The sequence below is a fragment of the Variovorax sp. 10L421 genome, assembly GCF_056395365.1.
In genome coordinates this window covers 40,780-53,488 of the sequence record NZ_JBFTJJ010000024.1, presented here as the reverse complement: position 1 = coordinate 53,488, position 12,709 = coordinate 40,780, and the positions used below count along the sequence as shown (strand labels likewise).

Annotated in this window: 10 protein-coding genes; 8 read left to right on the top strand and 2 right to left on the bottom strand. The window is 67.2% G+C overall.

The annotated features are described in order from the left end of the window. Positions 1-36 precede the first annotated feature (36 nt). Positions 37-747: a hypothetical protein gene (locus AC1DFC_RS24055; RefSeq protein WP_478180123.1), complete on the bottom strand. Its 711-nt coding sequence runs from the start codon at positions 745-747 to the stop codon at positions 37-39. Between the two features lie 173 nt (positions 748-920). On the opposite strand from AC1DFC_RS24055, the gene smc reads away from it, so the two are divergent. From smc to def, 5 genes are all read left to right on the top strand, one after another. Next, a complete protein-coding gene (gene smc / locus AC1DFC_RS24050) occupies positions 921-4,436 on the top strand; it encodes a chromosome segregation protein SMC (protein ID WP_478180122.1) in 3,516 nt (1,171 codons plus the stop codon). A 14-nt stretch (positions 4,437-4,450) separates the two neighbouring features. Then, positions 4,451-5,554, top strand: a complete 1,104-nt coding sequence (locus tag AC1DFC_RS24045) for a cell division protein ZipA C-terminal FtsZ-binding domain-containing protein (RefSeq protein ID WP_056590574.1) — start codon at positions 4,451-4,453, stop codon at positions 5,552-5,554. A gap of 25 nt (positions 5,555-5,579) precedes the next feature. After that, entirely contained in the window at positions 5,580-7,667 is a 2,088-nt protein-coding gene (ligA, locus tag AC1DFC_RS24040) for an NAD-dependent DNA ligase LigA (protein ID WP_413331487.1), read from the top strand. Positions 7,668-7,783: 116 nt separating this feature from the next. Next, positions 7,784-8,212, top strand: coding sequence for a hypothetical protein (locus AC1DFC_RS24035; protein ID WP_007837832.1), 429 nt, complete (start codon positions 7,784-7,786; stop codon positions 8,210-8,212). Positions 8,213-8,248: 36 nt separating this feature from the next. After that, positions 8,249-8,788, top strand: coding sequence for a peptide deformylase (gene def / locus AC1DFC_RS24030; protein WP_478180121.1), 540 nt, complete (start codon positions 8,249-8,251; stop codon positions 8,786-8,788). A gap of 6 nt (positions 8,789-8,794) precedes the next feature. On the opposite strand, the gene AC1DFC_RS24025 is transcribed toward def, so the two are convergent. Further along, positions 8,795-9,190 carry a DoxX family protein gene (locus tag AC1DFC_RS24025; RefSeq protein WP_007837829.1) on the bottom strand — a complete coding sequence of 132 codons (396 nt, stop codon included), beginning with the start codon at positions 9,188-9,190 and terminating at the stop codon, positions 8,795-8,797. Between the two features lie 173 nt (positions 9,191-9,363). Here AC1DFC_RS24025 and AC1DFC_RS24020 point away from each other — a divergent pair, with 173 nt between their 5' ends. The 3 genes from AC1DFC_RS24020 to AC1DFC_RS24010 are packed head-to-tail and all read left to right on the top strand — an operon-like array spanning position 9,364 to position 12,445. Beyond that, the gene (locus tag AC1DFC_RS24020; protein ID WP_007837828.1) at positions 9,364-10,398 is read left to right on the top strand and encodes an amino acid ABC transporter substrate-binding protein; all 1,035 of its coding nucleotides are present in this window, start codon (positions 9,364-9,366) and stop codon (positions 10,396-10,398) included. Continuing rightward, positions 10,395-11,393 (top strand): amino acid ABC transporter permease, encoded by a 999-nt coding sequence (locus AC1DFC_RS24015; RefSeq protein WP_007837826.1) that lies wholly within the window; start codon positions 10,395-10,397, stop codon positions 11,391-11,393. Before AC1DFC_RS24020 ends, AC1DFC_RS24015 begins: the two co-directional genes overlap by 4 nt. Continuing rightward, positions 11,390-12,445, top strand: coding sequence for an amino acid ABC transporter permease (locus AC1DFC_RS24010; RefSeq protein WP_478180120.1), 1,056 nt, complete (start codon positions 11,390-11,392; stop codon positions 12,443-12,445). The genes AC1DFC_RS24015 and AC1DFC_RS24010 overlap by 4 nt, the downstream gene beginning before the upstream one ends. Positions 12,446-12,709: the final 264 nt, after the last annotated feature.

The following is a 12,709-nucleotide window of genomic DNA, read 5'->3' as shown; positions in this document are numbered from 1 at the left end:
TCTTTCCTAAAACCTTCGCCGCTTCTTCCGCCGCTTTCACTTGGGTATCAGCGTGAAGAAGGGCATGACCACGCCCATCACCCAGTTCTGGCCGAAGTCGAGCGCCGCCCGGCGGTATTTCTCGTCGGCCTGCGCAGCCAGCAGGTCGAGCCGCGCCACGACCTTCGACAGTTCGCGGTCGGCCACGAGGTTGCGGCCGCGGTCGCTGATTTCGGTGGCCAGCAGCAGTGGCTGGCCATCGGGGCCGGTCTTGGAGGAAATGAGCCAGAGCGATATCTCGAAGTTGCGCGCGGCCCTGAAGCTGTTCTCGGCATTGATGCCGTCGATCATGGTCTGGTCCCAGGTGTCGCCGTTGGCCTGCTTGAGCATGGTGGCCCAGCCGTACACCAGCGCCGCGACGCGGTCGCCCTGGTAGCCCTGCGGCCCGGTATCGAAGGCCAGGCGGATCGCATCGATGCCGGTGGCGCCCTTCAATTCGGGCAGGGGCGGGCCCTTGAGCACGGCGTCCCAGGCGCGCTGGGCGGCCTCGTCCATGCTGGCTGCCGACTTGCGCCATTCGCGCGGGTTGCGCTTGTAGAGTGTGCTTTGCACGCGACGCACCGACTGCAGGTTGTCGCGCAGCGACAGGTTGGCGATGCGGTTGGCGCCGGACTGCATCCATTCGTGGCTGCTGTAGGGCTCGGCGCGCTGGGTGTCGCGCGTCGACGAGCAGCCTGCAAGGCCAAGCAGAACAGCCGTGCCCGCCAAGATGCCTCCAAGGAGGCAGGTACGTCGCATGGCGAGGGGAGAAACCAGGGAAGCGCTCATGCCCTGACGTTATCATCCACGGCTGGGGCGGCGGCCTGCTGCAAGCTGCAGGCCCGTGCAATTTTCCTTACAAATCAATACCTTGGCGCTAGAGCCAAGCAGGCCGACAAGTCGTGCGTCTTAATTCCATCAAGCTTTCGGGCTTCAAGTCGTTCGCCGAACCCACCAACTTCCTGCTGCCGGGCCAATTGGTCGGCGTCGTCGGGCCGAACGGTTGCGGCAAGTCGAACATCATGGACGCGGTGCGCTGGGTGCTCGGCGAGTCGCGTGCGTCGGAGTTGCGCGGCGAGTCGATGCAGGACGTGATCTTCAACGGCACGACCACCCGCAAGCAGGCCAGCCGTTCGAGCGTGGAACTGGTGTTCGACAACGCCGACCACCGCGCCGGCGGCCAATGGAACCAGTTCGGCGAAATCGCCGTGCGCCGCGTGCTCACGCGCGACGGCACCAGCAGCTACTACATCAACAACCAGCCGGTGCGCCGCCGCGACGTGCAGGACGTGTTCCTGGGCACCGGCCTCGGGCCGCGTGCCTACGCCATCATCGGCCAGGGCACGATCAGCCGGATCATCGAATCGAAGCCCGAAGAGCTGCGCCTTTTCCTCGAAGAGGCTGCGGGCGTGTCCAAGTACAAGGAACGCCGCCGCGAAACCGAAAACCGCCTGGGCGACACGCGCGAGAACCTCACGCGGGTCGAGGACATTCTTCGCGAGCTCAACGCCAATCTCGAAAAGCTCGAGAAGCAGGCCGAGGTGGCTGCGCGCTACAACATGCTGCAAGGCGACGCCACGAAGAAGCAGCACCAGCTGTGGTTCTTGAAGCGCAGCGAAAGCAACGCCGACCAGGCCAGGATCAAGTTCGACTCCGAAAAGGCGATCAACGACCTCGAATCGCGCATGGCCGACCTGCGCCACATCGAGGCCGAACTCGAAACGGTGCGCCAGGCCCACTACGGCGCCGGCGACCAGGTCAACCAGGCGCAGGGCAAGCTCTACGAGGCGAGCGCCGAAGTCGGCCGGCTCGAGGGCGAGATCCGCTTCGTGGTCGAAGGCCGCCAGCGCGTCGAGCAGCGCCTGGTGCAACTGCGCGAGCAGATGGGCCAGTGGGGCCGCCGCCGCGAAGAGGCCGAGGCCGAGATCGAAACGCTGGCCGGCGCCGGCGTGGACGCCGAGGAGCAGGCCATTTTGCTGGCCGCCCAGCTCGAAGAGCACGACGCGCGCATGCCCGAGCTCGAGGAAGCCGTGCAGCGCGCCCAGGACGAGGCCAACACCCAGCGCACGACCGTGTCGCAGGTACAGCAGCAGATCCAGGTGCTGGCTGCCGACCAGCGCAACATCGAAGAGCAGAGCCGCCAGCTCACGCAGCGCAGCGAGCGCCTGCGCGCCGACCAGAACGCGCTGGCCGCACCTGACGAAGCCCGCCTGCTCGAAATGCAGGAGCAGCACGCGATGGCGCAGGAGGCCGCGAGCGAAGCCGACGCCCGCCTGCATGAGCTGCAGGAAGCCGTGCCGCAACTCGACGACGACCGCCGCGCGAAGCAGCAGGCCGTCAACACCGAAGGCGCCCGCCATGCCGAGTTCTCGGCCCGCCTCGAAGCGCTGCGTGCGCTGCAGGAAAAGGTCAAGACCGACGGCAAGCTGGCGCCCTGGCTCGCCAAGCACGGCCTCGACGGCCTGCAACGCCTGTGGAGCCGAATCCACGTCGAGCAGGGATGGGAAAACGCGCTCGAAGCCGCGCTGCGCGAACGCCTGGGTGCGCTCGAAGTCAGCCGCCTGGAGATGGTGCGCGCCTTCGGCAACGACGCGCCGCCCGCCAAGCTTGCCTTCTACAGCCCGCCCACCGCCGGAGCGCCTGAAGGCACGGCCGCGCTGCCGCGCCTGTCCAGCCTGCTTCGCCTGAACGATGCCGGCCAGCAAGCCCTGCTGAACGGCTGGCTGCATGGCTGCTACACCGCCGCGAGCTTCGAGGAAGCGCTGGCCCAGCGCGCTGCGCTGCAGCCTGGCGAAGTCATCTACGTGCAGAGCGGCCACGCCGTGTCCTCGCACAGCGTCAACTTCTACGCGCCCGACTCCGAACAGGCCGGCCTGCTGGCCCGCCAGCAGGAAATGGAAAACCTGGAGCGCCAGCTGCGCGCCCAGACACTCATCAACGAAGAAGCGCGTACTGCCTTGGTTCGCGCCGAAGCTGCCTACGCCGATGCCGCACAGCGCCTCGTGACCGCACGTCGCGAAGCCGCCGAGACCCAGTCGCGCGCGCACGAACTGCAGGTCGAGACCCTGCGCATGACGCAGCTCGCCGAGCAGACCCGCGCGCGCAGCCAGCAGCTGGCCGCCGACCTCGGCGAAGTCGATGCGCAGCTCGAAGAACTGCAGGAGAGGCGCATCGCAGCCGAAGGCCGGTTCGAAGAGCTCGACATGCAGCTGGCCGACAGCCAGGAGCGCCACGCGCAGCTTGACGAGCGCGTGATCGAAGCCGGCCGCGCGCTGAGCGCGAGCCGCGAGCAGCACCGCAGCCTCGAGCGCCAGGCGCAGGAAGCGACCTTCTCGCAACGCACGCTCGAAGCCCGCCGCGGGGAGCTCAACCGCTCCATCGAAACCGCGGCGCAGCAGATCGTGGCGCTGACCGACGAAGACGAGCGCGCCCGGGCCGAACTGGCCCGGCTGTCCGATGCCGCTGCGCAGGCCGGCCTGCAGGATGCCCTGTCGCTCAAGCTCGAACGCGAAGCCGCGCTGGGCTCGGCGCGCAGCCAGTACGACGACCTCACGCTCAAGCTGCGCGCGAGCGACGAGCGCCGCCTGCAGCTCGAACGCGAGCTCGATCCGCTGCGCCAGCGCATCACCGAGTTCCAGTTGAAGGAACAGGCCGCGCGCTTGGGTGTCGAGCAGTACCAGCAGCTGCTCGACGATGCCGGCGCCGACCTCGAAGCCATCGAGCAGTCGATCGAAACCGAAAAGGTCAAGCTCACGGGCCTGCAAGGCGAAATCGACCGCCTCAACCGCGAAGTGGTCGCGCTCGGCGCGGTGAACCTGGCGGCGCTCGACGAACTCGCCATCGCGAGCGAACGCAAGACCTTCCTCGACGCGCAGTCGGCCGACCTGAACGAGGCCATCGGCACGCTGGAAGACGCCATCCGCAAGATCGACGCCGAAACGCGCGACCTGCTGGGCGGCACCTTCAAGGTCGTCAACGAGCACTTCAGCCGCATGTTCCCCGAGCTGTTCGGCGGCGGCAACGCCAAGCTGATGATGACGGGCGACGAAATCCTCGACTCCGGTGTGCAGGTGATGGCGCAGCCCCCGGGCAAGAAGAACCAGACCATCCACCTGCTGTCGGGCGGCGAGAAGGCGCTCACGGCCATTGCGCTCGTGTTCGCCATCTTCCAGCTCAACCCGGCCCCTTTCTGCCTGCTCGACGAAGTGGACGCGCCGCTGGACGACGCGAACACCGAGCGCTATGCCAAACTCGTGACAGCCATGAGCCGCGAAACCCAGTTCCTCTTCATCAGCCACAACAAGATCGCCATGGAAATGGCCGAGCAGCTGATCGGCGTGACGATGCAGGAACAGGGCGTGTCGCGCATCGTTGCGGTCGACATGGAGTCGGCGGTCTCGATGGTCGAAGCCGCGTAAGCCGAGCGGCACCCATGAGCAGCCTCACTCTCGCCCTGACCATCCTCGGCGGCCTCGTTCTCGCGGCCGTCGTTGCCTACAACACGCTGATGTCGCGCCGCAATGCGCCGCGCCAGCCCGACGCGATCGACATTGCGCTCGATGAAGCCGAGCGCGCTTTGGCGGAGAGCGGCGGCGGCATGGAGCCCATGCTGCATGCCGATCCGCACCAGATACAGGGGGCAGACCGCCACGAGCCCCTGTTCGACCCCGACCTGCCGGCGCCCAGCGGCGTGCCCGTGGCGACCGGCGAACGCCGCGGCGGGCTCGACCCGCTGATCGACGTGATTGCACCGATCTCGCTCGACGGCCTCGCCTCGGGCGATGCCGCCATCGCCGCCATGCCGCCGACACGGCGCGCGGGCAGCAAGCCAGTGGCCATCGAAGGCCTGAACGAACACACTGGCCAGTGGGAGCCGCCCGTGGCCGGCCAGCGCTACAGCGCTTTCCAGGTCGGCGTGCAGCTGGCCAACCGCACGGGTGCGCTCAACGAGATCGAGTACTCCGAATTCGTGGTCAAAGCCCAGGCCTTTGCCGACGCCGTCAACGGCGCGCCCGAGTTTCCCGAGATGCTCGATGAAGTGGCGCGCGCCCGCGAGCTCGACCAGTTCGCCAGCGCGCACGATGCGCAGCTGGGTTTTGTCCTGCGCGCGTTGCATGCGGCCTGGAGTCCGGGCTATGTGCAGCAGAACGCGGCTCGGCTCGGCTTCGTGGCCGGCATCATCCCGGGGCGCATGGTGCTGCCCACCAGCGAAGCCGGCCTGCCGCCGATCCTCGGGCTGGCCTTCGACACGCAGGCGGCGCTGGCCGACGACCCGGCCCAGTCGGCCATCCGCGAACTCAGCCTGAGCCTCGATGTGCCGCAGGTCGACCGTGGCGAAGAGCCGTTCCGCCGCATGCGCGAAGCTGCCGCCACGCTGGCGCGCGAGATGGACGGCGTGGTCACCGACAGCGACGGCCAGCTGCTGCGCGACGAAACCATGGACGTGATCGGCGCCGACCTCGAGCAGCTCTACGACACGCTCGATGCGCGCGACCTCGCTGCGGGCTCGCCGCTGGCACGGCGCCTCTTCAGCTAACAACTCCGACCTCCGGGAGACACCCATGACGACGCGCGACGAAGCGGCACGCGAAGCCGCCGCACTGAGCGAACAGCTCCACCGCCACGCCCATCTCTACTACGTGCTCGACACGCCCGAACTGCCGGACGCCGAGTACGACAGGCTCTTCCAGCGCCTTCAGGCCATCGAAACCGAGTTTCCCGACCTGCGCACGCCCGATTCGCCGACACAGCGAGTGGGCGGCAAGGTGCTCGACGGTTTCGTCAAGGTGCGCCACAGGGTGCCGATGCTGTCGATCCGCACCGAGACCGACATCACGCCCGGCGGCGCGAGCGCCTTCGACGCACGCGTGCGCAAGGAACTGGGTCTCCCCGAGGACGGGCCGCAAGTCGCTTACGTCTGCGAGCTGAAGTTCGACGGCCTTGCCATGAACCTGCGCTACGAGAACGGTGTGCTGGTGCAGGCCGCCACGCGCGGCGACGGCGAGGTGGGCGAAGACGTCACGCAGAACATCCGCACCGTGCGCGAGATTCCGCTGCGCCTCAACGGTACGGCGCCGCCCGTGGTCGAGGTGCGCGGCGAGGTCTACATGAAGCGCGCCGATTTCGACGCGCTCAACGAGCGCCAGCGCCAGAGGATCGCGGATGGGCAAAAGAACGAGAAGGTGTTCGTCAACCCGCGCAATGCCGCCGCCGGCGCGGTGCGCCAACTCGACCCGGCGATTGCCGCGGCGCGGCCCCTGAGCTTCTTTGCCTACGGGCTGGGCGAGGTGACACCAGCGGCCGAGGGCGGACCCGACTGCCCGACGCAATTCGACTGGCTGCAGCAGTTCGATGCCTGGGGCTTTCCTGTGGCCAGGCAGACGGCGCGCGCGACAGGTGCGATTGAACTCATAGCTTTCCACGAGAACATCGGCCGCCAGCGCGACGCCTTGCCCTATGACATCGACGGCGTCGTCTACAAGGTCGACAGCATCGAACTGCAGCGGCAACTGGGCTTTGTCTCGCGCGAGCCGCGCTGGGCCGTGGCCCACAAGTACCCGGCACAGGAGCAACTGACCGAGGTGGTCGGCATCGAGATCCAGGTCGGCCGCACCGGCAAGCTCACACCGGTCGCCAAGCTCGCGCCGGTGTTCGTCGGCGGCGTGACGGTGACGAATGCCACGCTGCACAACGAAGACGAGGCGCGCCGCAAGGATGTGCGCGTGGGCGACACGGTGATCGTGCGCCGTGCCGGCGACGTGATTCCCGAAGTGGTCGGCGTGGCACCGGACAGCCTGGCCAGGCCCGACGATCAGCGCGGCGCAGTCTTCACCATGCCGCACAAGTGCCCCGTGTGCGATTCGGAAGCCGTGCGCGAGGAGGGCGAGGTCGATTACCGCTGCAGCGGCGGCCTGTTCTGCGCGGCGCAGCGCAAGGAAGCCATCCTGCATTTCGCGGCGCGGCGCGCGGTGGATGTCGACGGACTGGGCGACAAGCTGGTCGAGCAACTGGTCGATGCCAACCTGATCCGCACCTTGCCTGATCTCTACAAGCTGGGTTTCACCACGCTGGCCGGGCTGGACCGCATGGCCGAGAAGTCGGCGAAGAACCTCGTCGACGCGCTCGAGGCCTCGAAGAAGACCACGCTGCCGCGCTTCCTGTTCGGTCTTGGCATCCGCCACGTGGGCGAAACCACCGCGAAGGACCTGGCCAAGCACTTCGGCAAGCTCGACGCGATCATGGACGCGAGCGAGGAGCAACTGCTCGAGGTGAACGACGTGGGTCCGGTGGTGGCGCAAAGCCTGCGCACCTTCTTCGATCAGCCACACAACCGCGAAGTGGTCGAGCAATTGCGCGCCTGCGGACTGAGCTGGGAGGAGGGCGAGCCCGCCGCCAGGGCGCCGAAGCCTTTGGCGGGTCTGACCTTCGTCATCACCGGCACGCTTCCTACGCTGAGCCGCGACGAAGCGAAGGATAAATTGGAGGCAGCCGGAGCCAAGGTTTCCGGCTCGGTCAGCAAGAAGACCCATTACCTCGTGGCCGGCGAAGAGGCCGGGAGCAAGCTCGACAAGGCGCGTGAAAACGGCGTCGAGATCATCGATGAGGCGCGTATGCTGGAGATACTCGCCAACGGTGTTCCGACGGAGTAAGCCGCAGAGGTGCCGGACAGGCCCTTTACCGGCCGTTACGCGACTTCATCTGAGCGCAGTCAACAGGGTCTACAACCTGGCGTTGAAAACTAATCGAAGGCCACAAGGAGTCCCTCATGCAAAAAATTCGTGTTCTTGGTGCTTGCGCCGCGCTCGGCGGCGTTGCGTTGCTGAGCGGCTGCGTGGGCGTGCCCGCCGATCCCTACTATGGTGGCTACTCGTCGGGGCCTTACTACAGCGAGCCCGCGCCCGTGGTCGTTTCGCCCGCGCCGGTCTACATCCAGGGTGGCGGCTACTACGAGCAGCGGCGTCCGTACTACTACGACCGTCCGTACTACGGCCGTCCGGGCTATCCGGCCGTGCGCCCTGTCTATCCGAGTCCCGGCGTGGTCGGACGACCGTCAGGCAACTGGGGCGGTGGCCACCCGGGCGTCGCACCGCGCCCGCCCATTGCCGGTGGAGGACCGGGCTCCATCCCGACGCCGCCGCGCGGCAATGCGCGCCTGTGGACTTCGCCGGACTCCAAGACCCAGACCCCTCCCTGATCGCGGCGGCTGCGGGCCTGTCGCGATAATCCCGCCATGGCCATCCGCGAAATCCTGAAAATGGGCGACCCCCGGCTGCTGCGCATTGCGCAGCCGGTCGCCGCCTTCGACACCGACGAACTGCACCTGCTGGTGCGCGACATGTTCGAAACCATGCATGCAGTCAACGGTGCTGGCCTCGCCGCACCGCAGATCGGCGTGGACCAGCAGCTGGTGATCTTCGGCACCGATGTCGTGAATCCCCGCTATCCCGATGCGCCACCGGTGCCGCGTACCGTGCTGCTCAATCCCGTCATCACGCCGCTGGACGACGAGGAGGAAGAGGGGTGGGAAGGATGCCTGTCGGTGCCGGGCCTGCGCGGCGTGGTGCCGCGATTCGCCAACATCCGCTATACCGGGTTCGACCCCTACGGCGACCCGATCGACCGGGTCGCCACCGGCTTTCATGCGCGCGTGGTGCAGCATGAAGTCGATCATCTGCTGGGCAAGCTGTACCCGATGCGGGTGCGCGATTTCTCGCGCTTCGGCTACGCCGAGGTCCTGTTTCCGGGCCTCGATGCAGCCGATGACGATTGAGCCCGCTCAGTTGTATTTGCTGCTGAGCGCGAAGCGGCCGCCGCCCATGAAGGCGAGGGCGAGCGCCGCGAACAGGAACATGCCCTGCGTTTCCAGCGCCCAGCCGCCTTGCTTGCCGAGCGAGGTCAGGTCCTTCGCGTGGACCAGCGTGAAAGCCACGAGCATGTTGATCGCGACGATCCATGCCGCCGGCCGCGTGTAGAGGCCGATGATCAGCAGCACGGGCGCCACCACTTCCCCGATATAGACCAGATAAGCCAGCGCGCCCGGCAGCCCGTGCTGGGCCAGCATGCCGGAAATGAAGCCGACGCCGCCCTGGAGCTTGGCGATGCCGTGCAGCAGGATCAGGACGCCAAGCGCGACGCGCAGGATGAACTTGCCGGTGTCGTCGGATTTGACCATTTGTGTGGATTCCAGTTGAAGTGATTCGAGGGCCGTATGGTAGTGAACCTGCAGCGTCTTCGGGCACCGGATTTGCGTCGGGCTACGCGCATATGCATCAAACCCGTGGTTCTTTGGCAGAGTCTCGTGTCGGCCCGTACACTGCCTTTTGCCTACTGTTGAGGAGAACACCAATGAACAATCGCTTCCGCCCGGCATTGCTTGCCGCCGCCTCCGTCATCGCACTCGCCGCTGCCGCGCCGGCCTTCGCCGGCAAGACACTCGACGCGGTCAAGCAGCGCGGCACCGTCAAGTGCGGCGTGACCAACGGCGTGGCGGGCTTCTCCGCACCGGACACCCAGGGCAACTGGTCGGGCCTCGACGTCGACACCTGCCGCGCCATCGCGGCCGCCGTGCTCGGCGACGGCAAGAAGGTCGACTTCGTGCCGCTCAATTCGCAGCAGCGCTTCTCGGCCCTGCAGGCCGGCGAGATCGACATCCTCGCGCGCAACACGACCTGGACGCTCACGCGCGACGCCTCGCTGGGCTTCAACTTCACCACCATCACCTACTATGACGGCCAGGGCTTCCTGGTGCCGAAGAAGCTCAAGGTAACGAGCGCCAAGCAACTCAAGAACGCCACCATCTGCACGCAGTCGGGCACCACCAACGAGAAGAACGTGTCGGACTACTTCCGCGCGCAGAACATCCCGGTAAAGACCGTCGTCTTCGAAAGCTTCGAGGCTTCGTTCAAGGCTTTCTTCTCGGGCCGCTGCCAGGCCTTCACGACCGACGCCTCGGCGCTGGCCGGCCTGCGCAACAAGGAAGCGCCGAACCCCGACGACTATGTCATCCTGCCCGAGCTGATCTCCAAGGAGCCGCTCGCGCCGCTGGTGCGCCGTGGCGACGACGAATGGTTCGCCATCGCCAAGTGGGTGCCCAATGCGCTCATCGAGGCCGAGGAGTTCGGCGTCACGCAGGCCAATGCCGACGAACTCAAGGCCAGCAGCAAGGATCCGGCGCAGCAGCGCCTGGTCGGCACCGGTGAAGACCTCGGCAAACTGCTGGGCCTCGACAAGGACTGGTCGTTCCGCGCAATCAAGGCCGTGGGCAACTACGGCGAGATGTTCGAGCGCAATGTCGGGCCGAAGTCGGTGCTCAAGCTGCCGCGCGGCTCCAACAACCTCTGGAACAAGGGCGGCCTGATCTACGCACCCCCGGTTCGATGAGCGCCAGGGCCTCGCGCCGCGGGGTCTGGCTGGCATGGGCCATCCAGGCGCTGCTGGTGCTGGCCGTCGTGGCCGGCGCGGTCTGGGTGGTTCACCATGCACTCGAGGTGCTGCGTGCACGCGGCGTGCGCTCCGGCTTCGACTTTCTCACCGAGCCCGCGGGCTTCTCGATCAGCGAAGGCTGGCTGGACTTCGACGCGGACCAGCCGTTCTGGCGCGCGTTTCTCGCGGGGCTGATCAACACGGTGCGCGCGGCGGTGCCGGCGGCCATCTTCTCGGTCGTGCTCGGCACGCTCATCGGCATCGGCCGGCTGGCGCCGCACGTGCTGCTGCGCGGCATCTGCACCGCATACGTCGAGTTGCTGCGCAACGTGCCGCTGCTGGTGCAGCTGCTGATGCTGGCCTTCGCGATGGCCAACCTGCTGCCCGACCCGACGGAGCCTGTTCGGTTGTTGCCCGGCGTGTGGCTCAGCAAGGGGGGACTCAGCGTGCCATGGCCCGTGGCAGGCGAGGGCGGCTGGTGGCCCACGCATTTCGAGTTTCCCGAGCGTGGCGACTTCGGTGTGAGCGGCGGCGCTGCGCTGAGCCCCGAGTACGTGACCATCGTGGCGGGCCTGACCTTTTATTCGGCCGCGTTCGTGGCGGAAATCGTGCGCGCGGGCATCCTGTCGGTCTCGCAGGGGCAAGTGCTCGCGGGGCAGGCGCTGGGCCTGTCGCCGGTGCAGCAGCTCCGCATCGTGATCCTGCCGCAGGCGCTGCGGGTGATCGTGCCTTCGCTCACCAACCAGCTGCTGAGCCTCACCAAGAACTCGTCGCTTGCTGTGGCCGTGGGCTATCCGGAGCTGGTGTCGGTGGCCAACACCACCATCGGTTCGAATGGCCGGGCCTTCGAGTGCATCGCGATCATCATGGCGGTCTATCTGCTGTTGTCACTGCTGATTTCGTTCGGCATGAACCGCTACAACGTGCGCGTTGCATTGCGAGGCTGGCAATGAGGAGCGCCACGCAGGAACCCATTGCGTGGCGCAGCGAACTCTGGGGTTCGCCGATGCGGGCACTGGCGACGGTGCTGCTGCTTGCGCTGCTCGCGTGGGGCGGCTTCCACGCCGTCGAGTGGGGCATCGTGCATGCGGTGTTCCGGCCCGACGCCGAGGCCTGCCGGGCCGTGCAGCATGGCGCCTGCTGGGGTGTGGTGGCCGAGAAGTGGCGGCCGATGCTGTTCGGACGCTTTCCGTATGAAGAGCAATGGCGCCCGGCCATCGCGGTCGTCGTGCTGTCCGCCGTCACCGTGCTCAGCGCCTGGCCGCGGAGCTGGCGCTGGTGGCTCGTGCCGCTGTGGATCGGTGCGCTGCTGCTGTTCGTGCTGCTGATGCGTGGCGGCGTCCTGGGACTGAGCCATGTACCGACGAGCCGCTGGGGCGGCCTGCCGCTGACCATCGGGCTCGCGGTGGTGGGGCTGGCGCTGGCCTTTCCGCTGGCCTTGTTGCTGGCGCTGGGCCGCCGCTCGGGCTGGCCCGTGGTGCGCACGCTGAGTGCGAGCTACATCGAGCTGGTGCGCGGCGTGCCGCTGATCTCGGTGCTGTTCATGGCCTCGTTCCTGTTGCCGCTGCTGTGGCCGGCCGGATGGCAGCCCGACGTGCTGGTGCGGGTGCTCGCGGGGCTCACGCTGTTCGTGGCGGCGTACCTGGCCGAGATCATCCGCGGCGGCCTGCAGGCCGTACCGCGCGGGCAGACCGAAGTGGCGATGGCGCTGGGCTTCGGCCGCTGGCCGGTGCAGCGCGACATCGTGCTGCCGCAGGCGCTGCGCCTCGTGGTGCCGGCGCTGACCAACAGCGTGGTCGGTACGCTGAAAGACACCTCGCTCGTCACCGTGGTCGGCCTGTTCGAGCTGACCGGCGCGCTGGGCCTGGCGCTGGGCGGTGATCCGACGTGGCGGCCGTTCTATCTCGAGGGCTATCTCTTCATCGCGGCTGTGTACTGGGTGCTGTGCTTCGGGCTCTCGCGCTACAGCGTGTGGTTCGAAAAGCGGCTGTCGGCCGCGCGCTGAGCCGGGCACGGCTGGGGTCCTGTACACTCCGGGCCTTCATGTCGAGCCACGATTTCCACCCCGCATCCCACGCAGCCCTGATGGCTCGCATGATGCCGCCTGCCTCCGCGCAGGCGATGGTCGTTGCTCGAATGATTACCACCATTACCACCGCGGCCACCTGAGCACGCGCAGGTGGCCGTTCCGGCAGCCACCTGGTGTATCGCTCTCTCCCCGAACGAATGAACCCAGCTCTGGCAGCTGGGTTTTGTTTTTTCGTCTGGA